The sequence below is a fragment of the Rhodococcus sp. NPDC003318 genome (genome assembly GCF_042879035.1).
In the GTDB taxonomy this organism is placed as follows: domain Bacteria; phylum Actinomycetota; class Actinomycetes; order Mycobacteriales; family Mycobacteriaceae; genus Rhodococcus_G.
The window spans coordinates 542,921-560,349 of the sequence record NZ_JBIAOU010000001.1; the positions used below are offsets into that span (position 1 = coordinate 542,921).

The window sequence follows — 17,429 nt, forward strand, 5'->3', positions numbered from 1 at the left end:
GTACGGCCCCCCCTGGTGACTGTGTGGCCGAATCCGAACTCGCCGATGCGAGAGGCGGAACGGTGTCTCCGCCCCCCTGATCATCCGTAGGGCATCACCAGGGCACACAAGAGTTTCATGGTCGCACACGCGGGGTGGCCTCGAGGGAGAACTCGTCCGGCTCCGCCTCGAATGGTCGAACCCGTGGCGGCCGGTTCGGCATCGGGTGCCGAGCCGACGGCATCGGACGGTCGCAGCGTGGGACCGTGAATCGACAGCCACAGGAGGATCTGATGACGGTGAGTGATCGGAGGCGGGCGGGGCGGGCGGTGGTCGTCGGAGCCGGCCACGTCGGCATGATCGCGGCGATGCGGCTCGCCGAGGCGAACGTCTTCGCCGAGGTGGTGCTCGTCGACGTCGCCGGGTCGCGCGCCGAAGGCATCGCGCTCGACCTCACCCACACCGGTGCGCTGACCGGGAGCGGCACCGCCGTCCGCGGCGTCACCACCCTGGCCGACGCCGGGCCGGCCGACTACGTCGTCGTCACCGCGGGCAAGGCCCGGACACCTGGTATGAGCCGCACCGACCTGGTCTCGACCAACGCGGCGATCGTCGGCTCGGCCTCCGACATCGCCGCGCACAGCCCCGACGCGATGGTGGTCGTGGTGTCGAACCCGCTCGACGAGATGACCTACCAGCTGTGGCGTGTGTCCGGGTTCCCGGCGCACCGCGTGGTGGGAATGGCCGGTCTCCTCGACTCCGCCCGATTCCGCGCACTGGCATCCGTCGGCGGTGCCGGGGACGTCACCGGGCTCGATGCGTTGGCACTGGGCAGTCACGGCGCGGAGATGGTGATTCCGCTGTCCCATGCGCCGCAGGTGATGTCCGCGCTGCCGTCCGAGGACGTCGCGGCGATCGAGGACCGGGCCCGCAACTCGGGTGGCGAGGTCGTCGGGCTGCTCGGCGACGGCAGCGCGTTCTTCGGACCCGGCACGGCCGCCGCGCGGATGGTCCTCGCCATGGTGGCGGACTCCGACGAGGTGATCTCGGCGACCGTCCGCCCCGACGGCGAGTACGGCCTGCGCGACGTGTACGTCGGCCTGCCCGCAGTCCTCGGCGCGACGGGGTCCGCAAGATCGTCGAGATCGACCTCACACCCGACGAACTCGGGCAACTGCGTGACGCCGCCGCCCGCATCGGCGAGCGGGTCGCGCAGCTGCCCTGAGACACGATCAGGTCAGGGCGTCAGGGCAGGGAGGCCACCAGTTGCTCGACCGAGACGCGGGGGCCGGTGAAGAACGGGGTCTCCTCGCGGACGTGCATGCGGGCCTCGGTGGCGCGCAGGTCCCGCATCAGGTCGACGATCCGGTCCAGTTCGGGAGCCTCGAACGCGAGGATCCACTCGTAGTCGCCGAGCGCGAACGCGGGGACGGTGTTGGCGCGGACGTCCGGGTACCCGCGGCCCGCCTTGCCGTGGTCGGCGAGCATGGTGCGGCGCTCGGCGTCGGGCAGCAGGTACCACTCGTACGACCGCACGAACGGGTACACGCAGATGTAGTTGCCCGGTGCCTCACCGGCGATGAACGCCGGGACGTGGCTCTTGTTGAACTCGGCCGGCCGGTGCAGCGCGACGTTCGACCAGACCGGCGCGCTGGCGCGGCCGAGGATCGTGGTGCGCCGGAAGTCGGCGTACAGCTTCTGCAGGTCCTCGAGCTTCTCGGCGTGCGTCCAGATCATGAAGTCGGCGTCGGCGCGCACTCCGGCGACGTCGTAGATGCCGCGCAGGACGGTGTCGGAGTTGTCCTGGCGCTGCGTGGCCTCCTCGGCGGTCTCCTCGAACGGAGCGAAGAAGGCCGTCGCGTCCTCGATCGCCTTGGTGCGGTCCTCGTCGAGGACGCCGGGCTGCACCTGGAACACCGAGAACATCGCGTAGCGCAGGGTGGAATTGAGTTTGTCGTAATCGAGGCGTGCCATGGCCCTATCCTGCCACCCGCTCCGTGAGCCGTGTCGCAGCCGTCGTGGCCGCGGCGACACAGGCGGGCACCCCCACCCCGTGCAGCATCGCGCCCGCGATCTCGAGGCCGTCGACCTGCGCGATCTCCGCTTCGAGAGCGGCCACGACCTCCCCGTGCCCGGCCCGGTACTGGGGCAACCCCCCGTGCCAGCGCTGGACGTACGCGTCGACCGGTTGGTCGGTGACCCCCGTGACGGTGGCGAGGTCGGCGCGCGCCAGGGTGATCAGCTGCTCGTCGTCGGCGTCGAGGAGGGCGGCGTCGCCGAAGCGGCCGAACGAGGCACGGGCGAGTGTCACGTCGCGGTCGGCGAGGTGCGGCCACTTGCGAGAGGACAGGGTGAACGCCTTGGCCGCGAGATCCTCGCCCGTCGCGACGAGGATCCCCGAATTCTGCGGCAGTGCAGCAGTTTTCGGCATCGCGAGGGCAACGACAACCGACGAGGCGAGAGGGATCCGGGCGGCCTGCGCGGCGGCGGCAGGCGCCCCCTCGGCGAGCAACGCCGCGGCGCGGTCCGCGGGCAGCGCGACGATCACCCCGTCGACCGGTCCGACCGGGTCGACGGACCAGCGACCACGCTCACGCCGCAGCCCGGCACCGGTGGTGTGGTCGTGGAACTCGGCGCCCGAGGCGTCGCGCAGCGCGTCGAGCAGCGTCCCGTAGCCGCCGCGCAGGGTCCCGAAGACGGGCGTGTCCGACGGCGGCGGCAACGCCCGGCGGACGGCGTCGGTCAGGCTGGTGGCGCCGCCGTCGAGCGCGACCGCCAGAGCGGGCACCGTCGCGCGCACCCCGGCCGTGTCCGACAGACCCGAGTAGACGCCGCCGAGCAGCGGGTCCACCGAGCGCCGGACCACCTGCTCACCGAACCGTGACCCGACCAGCGCGGCGACCGAGACGTCGGCGGACCGGTCCCAGTGCAGCGGGGTGGCGGGTTCGGCATCGATCCGGGCGAGCGTCGCGGCGTCGACCAACCCGACCAGCGCCTCCGAGTTCGCCGGGATGCCCATCAACGTGCCGGCCGGCAGTGGGTGCAGGGACCCGTCCGCCCAGATCAGCGGGCGCGCACGGGACGGATGCTCGACCTGGTCGGCCAGACCGAGCTCGGCGAGCAGGGCCGTCACCTCGGGGCGGCGTACGATGAAGGCCTCCGCGCCGACGTCGACGGGCTTTCCCGCGATCGGGACCGTGCGCAGTTTGCCGCCGAGCCGGCCGGACTCCTCGAGGACCACGATCCGGGCGTCGGGTCCGAGCAGCGCACGCAGACGGTAGGCGGCGGTCAGCCCGGAGATGCCGCCGCCGACGACCGCAACGGTGGTCACAGGGAATGCACCAGCTCCACGACGTCGGTGAGTACCGCGGGATCGGTCTCGGGCAGCACGCCGTGCCCGAGGTTGAAGATGTGCCCGGTGGCGCCCGCCGCGATCGCGCGGTCGGCTTCCCCGACGATTCGGCGCACCTCCCGCTCGATCGCCGCACGGCCCGCGAACAGCACGGCCGGATCGAGGTTGCCCTGCAGCGCCTTGCCCGGCCCGACCCGCACCGCGGCCTCGTCGAGCGGCACCCGCCAGTCGACACCGACGACGTCGGCGCCCGCCTCCCCCATCACGCCGAGCAGCTCTCCGGTGCCGACCCCGAAGTGGATCCGCGGAACCCCGGCCTCGGCGATCTCGGCGAAGACACGCTCCGAGTGCGGCAGCACGAACGTCCGGTAGTCGGCCTGCGAGAGTGCACCGGCCCACGAGTCGAACAGCTGGATCGCGTCGACCCCGGCGTGCAGCTGCGCCTTGAGGAACGCGATGGTGGTGTCGGCGAGAGCGCCGAGCAGCGCGTGCCACGTCTTCGGGTCGGAGTGCATCAACGCCTTGGTGCGCTCGTGGTTGCGGCTCGGCCCGCCCTCGACCAGGTACGACGCGAGGGTGAACGGAGCGCCCGCGAAGCCGATCAGCGGGGTGTCGCCCAACTCGGTGGTGAGCAGCGAGATCGCCTCGGTGACGGCGCCGACCTCCTCGGGCCGCAACCGCGGCAGGGCCGCGACGTCGGACGCGGTGCGCACCGGATCGGCCACCACCGGCCCCGTCCCGGCCACGATGTCCAGGTCGATCCCGGCGGCCTTGAGCGGAACGACGATGTCGGAGAACAGGATCGCCGCGTCGACCTTGTGCCGGCGGACCGGCTGCATGGTGATCTCGCACACCAGTTCCGGGTTGAAACACGATTCGAGCATCCCGATCCCGGCGCGGATCTCGCGGTACTCCGGCAGCGACCGGCCGGCCTGCCGCATGAACCACACGGGGCGGTGGGCGGGCCGGCGGCCGGTGGCGGCCGCGAGGAGCGGTGCCTCGGGCAGCGGTCTGCGGTACGGGTACCGCGTCCCGGTGGTCATCGCCGAATTCGTGTCTTCCAGATCGCTCATGTGTCCCAACGCTCGTCGCCCGTACGGCCCTGTCGACGGTGGTGCCGTCCGCTGTCATGCTGCCAGATTCGGCAACCCGGCGGCGCCGCGGTCCGTTCCGGAACCGGCGCGCCTCCCGCGCCGACCATCTGCGCCGGTCTACCGTCCGCACTGTGACCATGTCGGGACCCCATGCCGAGCCAGCGCCGTTTCGCAGCGCCGTCGACTCCATGCACACCGCGGCGGTCCATCCACAGATCGAGATCGGTCCGATCCGGCCGCCGCAACGCCTGGCGCCGTACAGCTACGCCATCGGCGCGGAGGTCCGGCACCCCGACACCGATGTCGTCGGCGAGGAGTCCGAGGGCGACGCGTTCGGCCGGTTGATCCTGCTCTACGACCCGGCCGGTGACGAGGCATGGAACGGAACGATGCGGCTCGTCGCGTACATCCAGGCCGACCTGGAGGCGGACCTGGCCGCGGACCCGCTGCTTCCGGAGGTCGCGTGGAGCTGGCTGGTCGACGCGCTGGACGCCCACCACGAGCAGGTGACCGCCCTCGGCGGCACGGTCACCGCGACGAGTTCGGTGCGGTACGGCGACATCGCGGGGCCGCCGCAGGCCCACCAGCTGGAACTGCGCGCATCGTGGACCGCGGCGACCACCGCGCTGGCGCCGCACGTCGAGGCGTTCTGCGAGGTGCTCGCCGCCGCGGCCGGACTGCCGCCCGCCGGCGTCACGTCACTCGGTCGCTGACACCGCTTCCGGCGCACGTCCGGCTCCCGCCCCGCATCCGGCTCGCACCCAGTCGAGGAACGTCGCGACGCGGGCCGTCACCATGTCGCTGCGCACCGAGTGGAAGATGTCGAAGCCGTGCTGGGCGCCGCGCAGCTCCGCGTAGCCGACCGGGTTGCCCGAGATCCCCCGCAGTCGGCGGACGAAGTCGCGGGCCTCGGCGACGGGAATCAGGGAGTCGTTGGTGCCGTGGACGACCAGGAACGGCGGTGCGTCGGCGTGCAGCTTCGCCAGCGGTGACGCCGCGAGGTACGACTCGGGGAAGACGGCGTCCGGGCCCAGCACCATCGAGCTCAGGCGGGACCGGACGCGCCAGCGCACCGCCGGAATGCCCGATTCGCCGGTGAAGTCGTACGCGCCGTAGAAGGGAACACACGCCTGCACCGAGGTGTCGGCGTCCTCGAATCCGGGTTGCAGCGCGGGATCGTTCGCGGTCAGCGCCAGCATCGCCGAGAGGTGCCCACCCGCGGAACCTCCGGTGACCGCGAGGAACGCCGGGTCGCCGCCGTATCCCGGCCCCTCCGCCCGCAGCCAGCGGACCGCGCGTTTGAGAGCGATCAGATGGTCGGGCCACACCGCCTTCGGGGACAGCGGGTAGTTCACCGCCGCGCACACCCAGCCGCGCGACGCCATCTCGACCATCAGCGGCAGACCCTGCTGATCCTTGTTGCCGATCACCCAGGCGCCGCCGTGAACCTGGAGGAGCATCGGCGCGTCCGGCGGGGTGTCGCGGCGGTGGTAGACGTCGACGAGGAAGCGTTTGCCTCCGGGCGCGTAGGCGAGGTTCCGGATGCGGCGCACGCCCTCCCTGCGATACCCGAAAGGCCTTGCCGCCGAACGCCAGTCGACGCCGCCGCCCGGACCGGTGACACCGATCTCGGCGAGGGCCGCGTCCATCTCGACGCCGGCCCGCCCGCCGGCGAGGATGTTCGCGGCCAGGCCCGCTCCCGCCGTGGCGGCCAGGGCCAGGCCCAGGCGGTCGGTCCGGGACCGGAGGCCGTGGCGGGCGACGTGGACGCCGGCGTCGAGTGCCGTGGCGGCGAGCAGCTGCGGCGCGAGTTCCGACGTGAGCCAGCCCGCGAAGAATGCCGGAACCGAGGTCCGGACCCCGGTCATGGGCCGGATCGCGTTGACGCTCGCTGCCGTGTTCAGCGCCTGACGCAACGCGAAGAAGGTACTCATCACGACCGCCTTTCCCGGGAGGAACTTCTGCGATGGTCTCCACGAACGAGGTCTTGGAACACGTTCTACCATGGTCGCCATGGAGAGACTGAGCGGTCTGGATTCGGCCTTCCTCTACCTCGAGACCCCGACACAGCTGCTGCACGTCTGTGCGCTCGTCGTCCTCGACGTCTCCACGATTCCCGGCGGCTACCACCACGAGACCTTCGTGGCCGAGCTGTCCGAACGCGTCCGCGCCGTCCCCAACTTCCGGCGCCGTCTGTTCGACTCGACCTTCAACCTCGACCATCCGGCATGGGTCGAGGACCCCGAGTTCGATGTCGACAGGCACCTCCACCGGATCGCGGTTCCCGCACCGGGCGGACGTGACGAACTGGCCGAGCTGTGCGGCCACCTCGCGAGCCGGAAGATGGACCGCACCGTACCGCTGTGGGAGATGTGGGTGATCGAAGGTCTCGCCGACGGGTCGGTCGCGCTGCTGGCGAAGCTGCACCACGCCAACGTCGACGGCGTGACCGGTGCGGGCCTGCTGGCGCACCTGTGCAGCCTCACCCCGGACGCACCCCTCCCCGACCCGGATCCCGACGCACGCGGAGCCGGCGACGGCAGCCTCGTCGACCTGACCGTCGGCGGCCTGCTGGGGTTCGCCTCGCGCCCCCTGCGGATGGCCCGGGCCCTGCCGGGCGGAGTGACGCTGCTGCCGAGGTGGATTCGCCGCGCCCGCCGCGGTGAGGCGATGCCCGCCCCGTTCACCGCCCCGCGCACCTCGTTCAACGGGGCGATCACCGGGCACCGCACCGTCGCCTACGCTCAGCTCGACCTGGCCGCGGTCAAGGCCGTCAAGAACGCCTTCGGCGTGACGGTCAACGACGTCGTGCTGGCCACCGTCGCGGGGGCACTGCGCCGCTACCTGGCCGACCGCGACGAGCTCCCCGGCGACCCTCTCGTCGCGATGGTCCCGGTGTCCGTGCACGACGTCTCGGACCGCCCCGGCACCAACCAGTTCTCCGGCATGTTCACCCAGCTCGGCACCCACGTCGACGATCCCGCTGCCCGACTGTCGCAGGCCCGCGACCACAACATGATCGTCAAGTCCCACAACGCGTCCCTCGGCGCGACACTGCTACAGGACTGGTCGCAGTTCGCGGCGCCCGCGGTGTTCGGCGGCGCGATGCGCGCGTACGGGTCACTCCGGCTCGCCGAGCGGCACCCGGTGGTCACCAACCTCATCGTCTCCAACGTTCCCGGACCCCCGATCCCGCTGTACCTCCTCGGGGCCCGCGTCAGCGCCCTCCACCCGATGGGACCGATCTTCCACGGCATCGGACTCAACGTGACGGTGATGTCCCTGGACGGCAAGCTCAACGTCGGCCTGGTCTCCTGCCGGGAACTGGCACCACGGCTCTGGGATCTCGCGGACGCGCTGGACCCGGCACTCGAAACCCTCGTCGAGGCGGCGTCGTAGAGTCAGTGTCCATGCCGGAATCGTCGATGCCCGAGTCCCCCGTGTCCGATTCATCGACGGGCACGTCGACCGGTCCGACGCCCACCGCGGTTCCACTGCTCAGCCCGGTGGACGGTCTTCCCGAAGTCCTGGACACACCGCGGCTCGTCGCCGAGGCCGCCGCCCGGCTCGCCGCGGGCTCCGGTCCGCTCGCCGTCGACGCGGAGCGCGCGTCGGGTTTCCGGTACTCCAATCGCGCGTACCTGCTGCAGTTCCGTCGCGCGGGCGCGGGCACCGTCCTGGTCGACCCGATTCCGGTCACGGACGCCCTCGGTCCCCTCGCGGAGGCGATCAACCCACTCGAATGGGTCCTGCACTCGGCCGACCAGGACCTGCCGGGTCTGGCGGAACTCGGCCTGTTTCCCGCCTCGCTGTACGACACCGAGCTGGCCGGACGGCTCGCCGGGTTCGAGCGCGTCGGCCTGGCCGCGGTCGTCGAGCGGATGCTCGGGCTGGAACTGAAGAAGGGGCACGGCGCCGCCGACTGGTCGAACAGGCCACTGCCCGAGTCCTGGCTGAACTACGCGGCACTCGACGTCGAGGTGCTCGTGGAACTGCGGGACGCAATGGCCGCCGAACTCGCATCGCAGGGCAAGACCGACTGGGCGACACAGGAATTCGAGCACATCCGGCTGGCCGGTCCGCCGAAGCCGAAGCCCGACCGCTGGCGCCGCACGTCACAGATCCACTCCCTCAAGTCGCCGCGGCAGCTCGCGGCCGTGCGCGAGCTGTGGCACGTCCGCGACGAGATCGCGTCCCGTCGCGACATCGCACCGGGGCGGATCCTGCCGGATTCGGCGATCGTGGCCGCGGCGAGCGCGAACCCGAGGTCGATCGAGGCGCTGCGGGCGCTCCCGGTCTTCGGTGGGCCACGGCAGCGGCGCAACTCCCGGGTGTGGCTACAGGCACTCGAGCGGGCCCGGGCCCTTCCCGACTCCGAACTGCCGCCGGTGACGCAGCCGTTCACCGGCCCGCCGCCCGCCAGCCGCTGGGCCCGCAAGCATCCCGAGGCGGCCGAGCGCCTCACGGCGGCGCGTGCGGCGATGACGGATCTGAGCGACCGGGTCCGCGTGCCCGTCGAGAACCTGCTCACACCCGAACTCGTCCGGCGCCTGTGCTGGGACTTCGTCCCCGCCGACCACGCGGGATCCTCCGCGGAGGAGGAGACGCGGTTCGTGGACGCGGCGTTGGCGGCGGGCGGTGCCCGGCCCTGGCAGCGCGAGCTGACCTCGTCCGCGCTGGCCCGGGCACTGGCCCCGGGCGCGAACCGATAGTCGGCGACCTGCCCTAACGGACGGTGGCGGCGGCGATCATCAGGTCGGTGCAGCGTTCGACGAGCACGTCCGCATCGATGTCGAGCAGGCCGCCGAGCCACGCGGTGAGGATCTGCGCCAGTCCGCCGACGACGAACTGCGCGACGACCTCCACCTGCGGCCCGGTGGCCAATCCGTAGAAGTCCACCGCCTGCGCCGTCGTCAGCCCGACGAACATCCGCGCCGACTCCAGCCGTCGTTGCGCCAGCACCGAATTGGCCGGTCCCGAGAACACCAGCCGCCCCAGTCGCGGGTCCTCGGAGATCTCCCGGACGATGGCGGCGACACCGGCCCGCACCAACGTGCGCTCGTCCTGGGGCGCCTCGGAGACCGCCCGCAGGGCGCACTCCGCGATGCGGCCCACGGCGTGGTTGTACACCGCGCCGGTGAGGGCGTCGCGATCGTCGAACGACTCGTAGAAGTAACGCGTGGCCAGACCTGCACGTTTGCACACGCCGCGGACCGACAGCGTCGCGTCGCCGTCCGCACTTCCCAGCAGGTCCAGGCCCGCCTCGATCAGCTGGGCGCGTCGCTCGGACCGTCGCTGATCGCCCTCCACACCCCCGTACACCCGAGCCGACGACGTCATGACCTCCATCCTTCCATCCCGCCCTTGTCTGCCGTACACATATCTGAGTACAGTCGTGATCAGATTGCGGTCCGCGTGGCCGATCGAGACTTCTGGAGGGGCACATGTCGGTGGCACCGGAGATGGACGACGAAACGACGACCACATCGACGGAGTCGGTGACGTCGGTGGAGGACACTCGGCGGGAGGCACAGCTGAGGGCACTGGACGGCGGGCCCGTCCTCGAACACGTCGACGGCGTCTCGCTCATGGCCGGCGCCGCCAACGTCATCATGCAGCTCTCGTGGCCCGGCGTCGGCTACGGCGTGATGGAGAGCAAGGTCGAATCCGGTCGCCTGTTCGACCACCCGATCAAGCGATCCCGCACCACCCTGACGTACCTCGCCGTCGCGTCGCTGGGCACCGACGAGGAGAAGCGGCTCTTCCGCCGCGGCGTCAACCGCGCGCACGCCCAGGTCCGCTCGACCGACGAGAGCCCGGTCGAGTACAACGCGTTCGACCCGGAACTGCAGCTGTGGGTCGCGGCCTGCATCTACCGCGGATTCGAGGACACCCACCGCATCCTGCGCGGCGAGTACACCGGAGCCGAGCGCGAGTACTACTACCAGCGCGGCGCCGTGTTCGGCACCACCCTGCAGGTCAAACCCGAGATGTGGCCCGCGACCCGCGAGGCGTTCGAGGAGTACTGGACCCGGTCGCTCGAGAAGGTGCACATCGACGACGCCGTCCGGGCACACCTCGACATCATCGCCCGCGCCGGCTTCGGTCACCGGAGCACAGCCAAGCTCCTCGGCCCGCTCAACCTGTTCATCACGAAAGGGTTTCTGCCGCAGGAGTTCCGGGACCAGATGCACTACTCGTGGACCAGCCGCGACCAGCGCCGGTTCGATCGGATGACGAAGATGATCGCCGCCGTCAACCGGCGCATGCCGACGATCCTGCGCGAGTTCCCCTACAACTACCTGATGGCCGATCTCCGGTGGCGGCTGCGCACCGGCCGCTCCCCGGTCTGATCGACCATCCGAGACCGCCGAGGGGGCGAGCAGGTGGCGGGCCGTGTTCCACGGCCCGCCACCCGTGCATTCCGGGACCCACGTCGGCGCCGCCGGGCGTGGCAGGATTCACAGATGGTTCTGGTCCGTGCCGAATGGGTGATCCTGGCGATCCTCGCGGTCGCCCTCGGCGTCGTCGTGGCCGGCGAACCGATGCTCGAGATCACGGACTGCGAACTGGGCCGGTTCGCGGTCGGGAATCCCGGCGGCGTCGGCTCCCCCGCACAGTGCGCGGGCTCGACGCTGGCCTTCTTCCGCTTCGACCTGTTGATCGCCCTCGCGATACCCGTCGCGCTCTGCCTGCTGGCCGCCGCTCGCCCGCGCCGGGTCGTGTCGTGGGCGGTCGCCGCGGCGCTCGCCGGATGCGTCCTGCTCGCCGTCCTGTCCCTGATGCAGTCCATCGGTCCGTCGACGACCCCCGTGACGACCGTGTACCTCTACCTTGCACCCGTCGCGGCGGGCGCTGTCGAGCTGGCCGCGCTGCACGACCGCATCGCCGCCGCGCGGTAGGTGCGCGGGCGCGACCGCGCCGACGGTCGCAGCACCACCGGCCGACGTCACCGCACCGGATCGGCGGACCGGACCGCGGTCAGGACCGGCCTCGTGCCGACCGGCGGCCGCGCGGATCTCCGCGTTCAGCGCCGAGATGCGGCCCATGATCGCGGAGCCGCCCGGCATACCGCGGCCGAGGGTCGGGAAGGCCATCGTCAGCACCTGCGCGCCCGCCCCGGTCAGCTGCGCGTACGCAACCTCGAGCTCCGCCGCGACCGCGGCGGGATCTCACGACCGGGACCCCAGCCGGGCGCACGCCTGCCGGTACCCCGGGTATTGACGTAGAGTAAGTTACCGACCGGTAGCGAAGGCCAGGCGTTCGCTACGAGGGCAACCCGAGTCTCATCCCCGGACACCGGCGGTGAGCGTCTCCACCAGGAGGGAACTTCCGTGTCTCCAACCACTTCGCAGGGCCGGGGCGTCGTCTTCGTCGACGGCATCCGCACCCCGTTCGGCAAGGCCGGGGCCAAGGGCATCTACGCCGAGACCCGCGCCGACGACCTGGTCGTCAAGGCGATCCGTGAACTGCTGCGCCGCAACCCGCAGCTGCCGCCCGAGCGCATCGACGAGGTGGCCATCGCCGCCACCACGCAGACCGGTGACCAGGGCCTGACCATCGGCCGCACCTCCGCCATCCTCGCGGGCCTGCCCGAGACCGTGCCCGGCTTCGCCATCGACCGGATGTGTGCCGGCGCGATGACCGCCGTCACCACCACCGCGTCCGGCATCGGCTTCGGCCAGTACGACGTGGTGATCGCGGGCGGTGTCGAGCACATGGGCCGCCATCCGATGGGCGAGGGCGCCGACCCGAACCCCCGCTTCCTGGCCGACAAGCTGGTCGACCCGTCCGCACTGGTGATGGGCAACACCGCCGAGAACCTGCACGACCGGTTCCCGAGCATCACCAAGGAGCGCACCGACGCCTACGCCGTCGCGTCGCAGAACAAGTACGACGCCGCCAAGAAGGCCGGGTTCATCGCCGACACCCTCGTGCCCGTCGCGACCCGGTCCGCCGCGGGCTGGGGCCTGGCCACCGAGGACGAGCCGCCGCGTCCCGGCACCACCGTCGAGGATCTCGCCGCCCTCAAGACGCCGTTCCGCCCCGCCGGCCGGATCACCGCAGGCAACGCGGCCGGCCTCAACGACGGCGCGACCGCCGCGATCCTCGCCGGCGAGGACACCGCGGCCGAGCTGGGCCTGGAGGTCGGCATGCGGATGGTCGGATTCGCCTTCCAGGGCGTCGACCCCGCCGTGATGGGCATCGGACCGGTCCCGGCGACCGAGAAGCTGCTCGCCCGTACCGGATTGACGATCGAGGACATCGGACTGTTCGAGATCAACGAGGCGTTCGCGGTGCAGGTGCTCGCGTTCCTCGAGCACTTCGGCATCGCCGACGACGACCCGCGCGTCAACCAGTGGGGCGGCGCCATCGCATGCGGCCACCCGCTCGCCTCCTCCGGTGTGCGACTGATGACGCAGCTGGCGCGTCAGTTCACGCAGAACCCCGACGTCCGGTACGGCCTGACCACCATGTGCATCGGCCTCGGCATGGGCGGCACCGCCATCTGGGAGAACCCCCACCACGTCGACTACCAGGCTGGAGTGAAGTAAATGTCCGACATCACAAGCGCTTTCGCCGACGAGGTCGTGACGAACGCCTACACGAAGCTGGTCTCGGTACCCGGCATCGAGGGCCCCGTCGCGCTGATCACCCTCGACAACGGCTTCGACCACACCAAGCCGAACTCCTTCGGTCCCCGCGGACTGCTCGCGTTCGACGCCGCGCTCGACGAGGCGTTCGCCGCCAACCCGGCCGCGATCGCCGTCACCGGCAAGCCGTTCATCTTCGCCGCCGGTGCCGACCTCAAGGGCGTCCCCTCGATCACCTCCCGCGAACAGGGTCTCGAGCTCGGACGCCTGGGCCACAAGGTGTTCCGCAGACTACGTGACTCGTCCGTGCCGACGTTCGCGTTCGTGAACGGGCTCGCGCTCGGCGGCGGGCTCGAGGTCGGCCTGCACTGTCACTACCGCACCTACGCCGACAACGTGCCCGCCCTCGGCCTGCCGGAGGCCATGCTGGGCCTGGTGCCCGGCTGGGGCGGAACCCAGCTGTTGCCGAACATCGTCGGGCCCGCGAACGCGGTCACCATCGCCGTCGAGAACCCGCTGAACAACGGCAGGACGATCGGTGCCGCGCAGGCCGCGAAGCTCGGCCTCGCCGACGTGGTGCTCGGCTCCGCCGACTTCCTCGAGCAGTCCCTCGCCTGGGCGGCGAAGGTCCTCGCCGGGGACATCACCCCGGCCCGACCCGACATCGACCGCGGCGCGGGCTGGGACGAGGCGGTCGCCCGCGCGACGGCGATCGTCGCGGGCAAGACCAAGAACAACGCCCTCGGCGCCGTGCGCACCGTCGCGCTGCTCGAGGCCGCCCGCGCCGTCGACCTCGCCGACCCCGCCACCCTCGACCGGGGTTTCGCGGCGGAGGACGAGGCCCTGGCGGACCTGCTCGTGACCGACGAACTGCGCGCCGGCCTGTACGCGTTCGATCTCGTCAACCGGCGCGCCAAGCGGCCCGCGGGTGCGCCCGACAAGTCCCTGGCCCGCAAGGTCTCCGGCGTCGGCATCGTCGGTGCAGGCCTGATGGCCAGCCAGCTCGCGATGCTGTTCGTCAAGCAGCTGAAGGTACCGGTGATCCTCACCGACATCGACCAGGAGCGGATCGACAAGGGCGTCGGCTACGTGCACGGCGAGATCGACAAGCTCCAGGGCAAGGGCAGACTGTCCCCGGACGGCGCCAACCGGCTCAAGGCGCTCGTCACCGGCTCGCTGGACAAGGCCGCCTTCGCGAAGACCGACTTCGTCATCGAGGCCGTCTTCGAGAACATGGACGTCAAGAAGACGGTGTTCGCCGAGCTCGAGGAGCACATCGCTCCCGAGACGATCCTGGCGACGAACACCTCCTCGCTGTCGATCACCGAGATGGCCGCGGATCTGAAGCACCCCGAGCGGGTCGTGGGCTTCCACTTCTTCAACCCCGTCGCCGTGCTGCCGCTGCTGGAGATCATCAAGGGTGAGCAGACCGACGACGCGACCCTCGCGACCGCTTTCGCGACGGCGAAGTCGCTGCGCAAGTCCGCGGTGCTGTGCGGCGACAAGGCCGGGTTCGTGTTCAACCGGCTCGTCACCCGCACCCTCGGCGAGGTGATGGCCGCCGTGGACGAGGGCACCCCGTTCGACGTCGCCGACAACGCGATCGCCGAGCTCGGCATGCCGATGAGCCCGTTCACCCTGCTCGCGCTCGTCGGCCCGGCCGTCGCGCTGCACACCGGCGAGACCCTGCAGGCCGCGTACCCGGACCGCTTCACGTCCTCCCCCGGACTCGAAGCCCTCGTGGAGGCCCGCAAGCCCGGCGTGTGGACCTACGGTCCCGAAGGTCAGGTCGTCGACCCCGAGGTGGCCGCCCTGTGGCCGCAGGGCGACCGGCCGTCGACCCCCGAAGAGGTGCTCGAACGCACTCGCCGGGCGTTCGCCGAGGAGATCCGGATCATGCTCGAGGAGGGCGTGGTCGCAGCTCCCCAGGACATCGACCTGTGCCTGATTCTCGGCGGCGGCTTCGGATTCTGGAACGGCGGCATCACGCCCTACCTGGACCGCACCGGCACGTCGGAGGTCGTGAACGGCGCGCGATTCCTGGAACCCGGAGTTGCCAGCGTGTAGCCGTCGACGGCACCGTCAGGGCGTGGCACGGACATTCCGTGCCACGCCCGTGACCGATTCAGCGGGCGTCCGCCCCGATCACCGCGATATGGTGCTTGGGCCCGTGTGACAGCGGCTGTGCATCGCCGCTCCGACGAAAGGCCGAAGCAGCATGCGATTACTGCCCCGATGGAGAACCGGGAACGTCAGGGCGTGGCGCAGACGCACCGCGCTGGTGTCGATGGCGATCGTGCTACCGCTCGGGGCGTCGGTAGCAGGTCCGGTCGGCATCGCGAACGCGGCGTACAACCCGAACTTCGGCTTCGACTTCTGGGTCGACTCCGAGATGGGCCCGATCAAGTCGCGCATCTTCCGGGCGGCCGACGGCAACACCGACCGGGTGGTCTACGCACTCGACGGCATGCGGGCCCGCGACGACCTCAGCGGCTGGGAGCTCGAGACCGACGTCGCGCGAGCGTTGACCGCCGCGAACATCAACGTCGTGATGCCGGTCGGCGGGCAGTCGAGCTTCTACCTCGACTGGAACGCACCGAGCACGTTCTTCGGCGTGGACGGCGGGTCGAGCTCCGGTTCGGCGGGGTCGTCCGCGGCGGGATCGTCGATCGCGGGGTCGAACGTCGCAGGCAAGCGGAACACCTACAAGTGGGAAACCTTCCTCACGCAGCACCTGCCGCGCGAGCTGAACAACCGGCTCGGGTTCCGGTCCACCCGCAACGGCGTCTTCGGACTGTCGATGGGCGGCAGCGCCGCACTCGCCCTCGCCGGGTACCACCCGCAGCAGTTCAGCTTCGCGGGCTCGTACTCCGGCTTCCTCAACACCTCGGCTCCCGGGATGCGGGAGGCCCTGCGCGTCGCGATGATCTCGGCGGGCGGATTCAACATCGACTCGATGGCGCCGCCGTGGGGGCCGCAATGGCTGCGCATGGATCCGTTCGTGTTCGCGCCGCAACTCCGGGACAACAACACCCGATTGTGGATCGCGTCCGGTAGCGCGGTTCCCGGGCCCGGGGACGTCAACAACGCGCTCGGCGTCGTCCAGGCCGTCCCCCTCGAGGCACTCGCACTGGCGAACACCCGCGCGTTCCAGGTCCGGATGGACAGCATCGGTGCGCGCAACGTCCACTACGACTACCCCGCCACCGGCGTGCACAACTGGAAGAACTGGGAGGACCAGGTCAACCGGATGATTCCCGATCTGTCGGCCAACATCGGCTGACGCGCCGCCGGAGACCCTTTCGACGAGCAGCCATGTAGGTTAGCCTCACCTGGGTGAAGAACTCCCTGTTCCGCGTCGGTATCGCCGCGCTCGCCCTGTCCACCCTGGTCGGCTGCTCGTCGAACTCCGACGACTCCGGGACCGATTCCGTGGCCGACGACGGAGGGTTCCCCGTCACCATCGACAACACCTTCGGGGCCACCACCATCGAGTCGCGGCCGGAGCGCCTCGTCACGATGGGCTGGAACGCCCAGGACGTGCTCTACGCACTCGACCTGAAGCCCGTCGGCCAGCCCAAGTACGTCTACGGCGCCGACCCCAACGGGGTGATGCCGTGGGCACAGCCCTATTTCGACGCGGCCACCACCACCCTCTACGAGGACCCGGCCACCGGGAACCCGTCCGTCGAGACGATCGCCGCACTCGCCCCCGACGTCATCCTCGCCCCGTACGAAGGCTTCGACGAGGCCTACTACGAGCAACTGAGCGAGGTCGCGCCCACGGTCGCGTACCCGGGCGACGCCTGGCAGACCACCTGGCAGGATCAGACGACGATCATCGGCCGGGCCGTCGGTATGCCGGACGAGGCCCAGGCACTGATCGACGGGCTCGGGAAGACCCTGTCCGACACCGCCGCCGCGCACCCGGAGTTCGCAGGCACGACGCTGACCGTGGTCAACCTCGACACCGCGACCGGCCAGGCGAACGTCTACCTGCCGACCGACCCGCGCGTGCAGGTGCTCACCGAACTCGGATTCGTCAATGCGCCCGGTGTCGAAGCCCTCGCCGCGGACAACACCGCGGGCACCTTCTACAAGTCCATCTCGTTGGAGAACCTGCGTGACATCGATGCCGACGTCGTCGTCGCCTTCGGTGTCGCCGGAGCCGACGACCTGGCGTCGAATCCCGCGCTCGCCCAACTGTCCGCCGTCGGCCGCGGATCCGCGGTCGTGATGACGGACCAGCAGGTCATCGGCGCGCTGAGCAACGTCAACGTGCTCAGCATCCCCTGGGTGCTGCCCACCATCGTTCCGCAGCTGTCCGAGGCGGCCACGAAGGCCGGCTGACGCGACACCGGCACACGCATGTCGCGCACGCGGGGTTGATTCGCAGTAGCGTCAGAGTGC

Annotated in this window: 15 protein-coding genes; 10 read left to right on the forward strand and 5 right to left on the reverse strand. The window is 70.8% G+C overall.

Translation table 11 applies throughout. The features are described from left to right. Positions 1-272: 272 nt before the first annotated feature. Positions 273-1,274, forward strand: coding sequence for a lactate dehydrogenase (locus tag ACFYVR_RS02345; protein ID WP_387469182.1), 1,002 nt, complete (start codon positions 273-275; stop codon positions 1,272-1,274). Here ACFYVR_RS02345 and hemQ read toward each other — a convergent pair. The 3 genes from hemQ to hemE are packed head-to-tail and all read right to left on the reverse strand — an operon-like array spanning position 1,225 to position 4,404. Beyond that, positions 1,225-1,953: a hydrogen peroxide-dependent heme synthase gene (gene hemQ, locus ACFYVR_RS02350; RefSeq protein WP_387469184.1), complete on the reverse strand. Its 729-nt coding sequence runs from the start codon at positions 1,951-1,953 to the stop codon at positions 1,225-1,227. The genes ACFYVR_RS02345 and hemQ overlap by 50 nt on opposite strands. A gap of 4 nt (positions 1,954-1,957) precedes the next feature. Next, entirely contained in the window at positions 1,958-3,310 is a 1,353-nt protein-coding gene (locus tag ACFYVR_RS02355) for a protoporphyrinogen oxidase (RefSeq protein ID WP_387469186.1), read from the reverse strand. Further along, on the reverse strand, positions 3,307-4,404 hold the full coding sequence (gene hemE / locus ACFYVR_RS02360; protein WP_387469189.1) for a uroporphyrinogen decarboxylase: 1,098 nt from the start codon (positions 4,402-4,404) through the stop codon (positions 3,307-3,309). Before hemE ends, ACFYVR_RS02355 begins: the two co-directional genes overlap by 4 nt. A gap of 158 nt (positions 4,405-4,562) precedes the next feature. On the opposite strand from hemE, the gene ACFYVR_RS02365 reads away from it, so the two are divergent. Next, positions 4,563-5,138: a DUF3000 domain-containing protein gene (locus ACFYVR_RS02365; RefSeq protein WP_387470292.1), complete on the forward strand. Its 576-nt coding sequence runs from the start codon at positions 4,563-4,565 to the stop codon at positions 5,136-5,138. Here ACFYVR_RS02365 and ACFYVR_RS02370 read toward each other — a convergent pair. Continuing rightward, positions 5,124-6,359, reverse strand: a complete 1,236-nt coding sequence (locus ACFYVR_RS02370) for an alpha/beta hydrolase fold domain-containing protein (protein ID WP_387469191.1) — start codon at positions 6,357-6,359, stop codon at positions 5,124-5,126. The genes ACFYVR_RS02365 and ACFYVR_RS02370 overlap by 15 nt on opposite strands. 79 nt (positions 6,360-6,438) lie before the next feature. On the opposite strand from ACFYVR_RS02370, the gene ACFYVR_RS02375 reads away from it, so the two are divergent. Together ACFYVR_RS02375 and ACFYVR_RS02380 are read left to right on the forward strand one after the other, a co-directional pair. Continuing rightward, the gene (locus tag ACFYVR_RS02375; RefSeq protein WP_387469192.1) at positions 6,439-7,824 is read left to right on the forward strand and encodes a wax ester/triacylglycerol synthase family O-acyltransferase; all 1,386 of its coding nucleotides are present in this window, start codon (positions 6,439-6,441) and stop codon (positions 7,822-7,824) included. Between the two features lie 26 nt (positions 7,825-7,850). Continuing rightward, positions 7,851-9,137: an HRDC domain-containing protein gene (locus ACFYVR_RS02380; RefSeq protein WP_387470294.1), complete on the forward strand. Its 1,287-nt coding sequence runs from the start codon at positions 7,851-7,853 to the stop codon at positions 9,135-9,137. Positions 9,138-9,150: 13 nt separating this feature from the next. Here the strand turns inward: ACFYVR_RS02380 and ACFYVR_RS02385 are convergent, their stop codons facing one another. After that, positions 9,151-9,774, reverse strand: a complete 624-nt coding sequence (locus ACFYVR_RS02385) for a TetR/AcrR family transcriptional regulator (protein WP_387469194.1) — start codon at positions 9,772-9,774, stop codon at positions 9,151-9,153. 95 nt (positions 9,775-9,869) lie between these two features. Between ACFYVR_RS02385 and ACFYVR_RS02390 the strand changes: the two genes are divergently transcribed. The 6 genes from ACFYVR_RS02390 to ACFYVR_RS02415 all read left to right on the forward strand — a co-directional run bounded on the left by ACFYVR_RS02390 (position 9,870) and on the right by ACFYVR_RS02415 (position 17,369). Then, a complete protein-coding gene (locus tag ACFYVR_RS02390; protein WP_387469196.1) occupies positions 9,870-10,778 on the forward strand; it encodes an oxygenase MpaB family protein in 909 nt (302 codons plus the stop codon). Positions 10,779-10,892: 114 nt separating this feature from the next. Further along, positions 10,893-11,327: a hypothetical protein gene (locus ACFYVR_RS02395; RefSeq protein ID WP_387469199.1), complete on the forward strand. Its 435-nt coding sequence runs from the start codon at positions 10,893-10,895 to the stop codon at positions 11,325-11,327. A 432-nt stretch (positions 11,328-11,759) separates the two neighbouring features. Beyond that, positions 11,760-12,980 carry a thiolase family protein gene (locus tag ACFYVR_RS02400; protein WP_387469201.1) on the forward strand — a complete coding sequence of 407 codons (1,221 nt, stop codon included), beginning with the start codon at positions 11,760-11,762 and terminating at the stop codon, positions 12,978-12,980. Beyond that, the gene (locus tag ACFYVR_RS02405; RefSeq protein ID WP_387469203.1) at positions 12,981-15,086 is read left to right on the forward strand and encodes a 3-hydroxyacyl-CoA dehydrogenase NAD-binding domain-containing protein; all 2,106 of its coding nucleotides are present in this window, start codon (positions 12,981-12,983) and stop codon (positions 15,084-15,086) included. A gap of 151 nt (positions 15,087-15,237) precedes the next feature. Then, a complete protein-coding gene (locus ACFYVR_RS02410; protein WP_387469206.1) occupies positions 15,238-16,302 on the forward strand; it encodes an alpha/beta hydrolase in 1,065 nt (354 codons plus the stop codon). Positions 16,303-16,355: 53 nt separating this feature from the next. Further along, entirely contained in the window at positions 16,356-17,369 is a 1,014-nt protein-coding gene (locus ACFYVR_RS02415; RefSeq protein ID WP_387469208.1) for an iron-siderophore ABC transporter substrate-binding protein, read from the forward strand. The last annotated feature ends 60 nt before the right edge of the window (positions 17,370-17,429 follow it).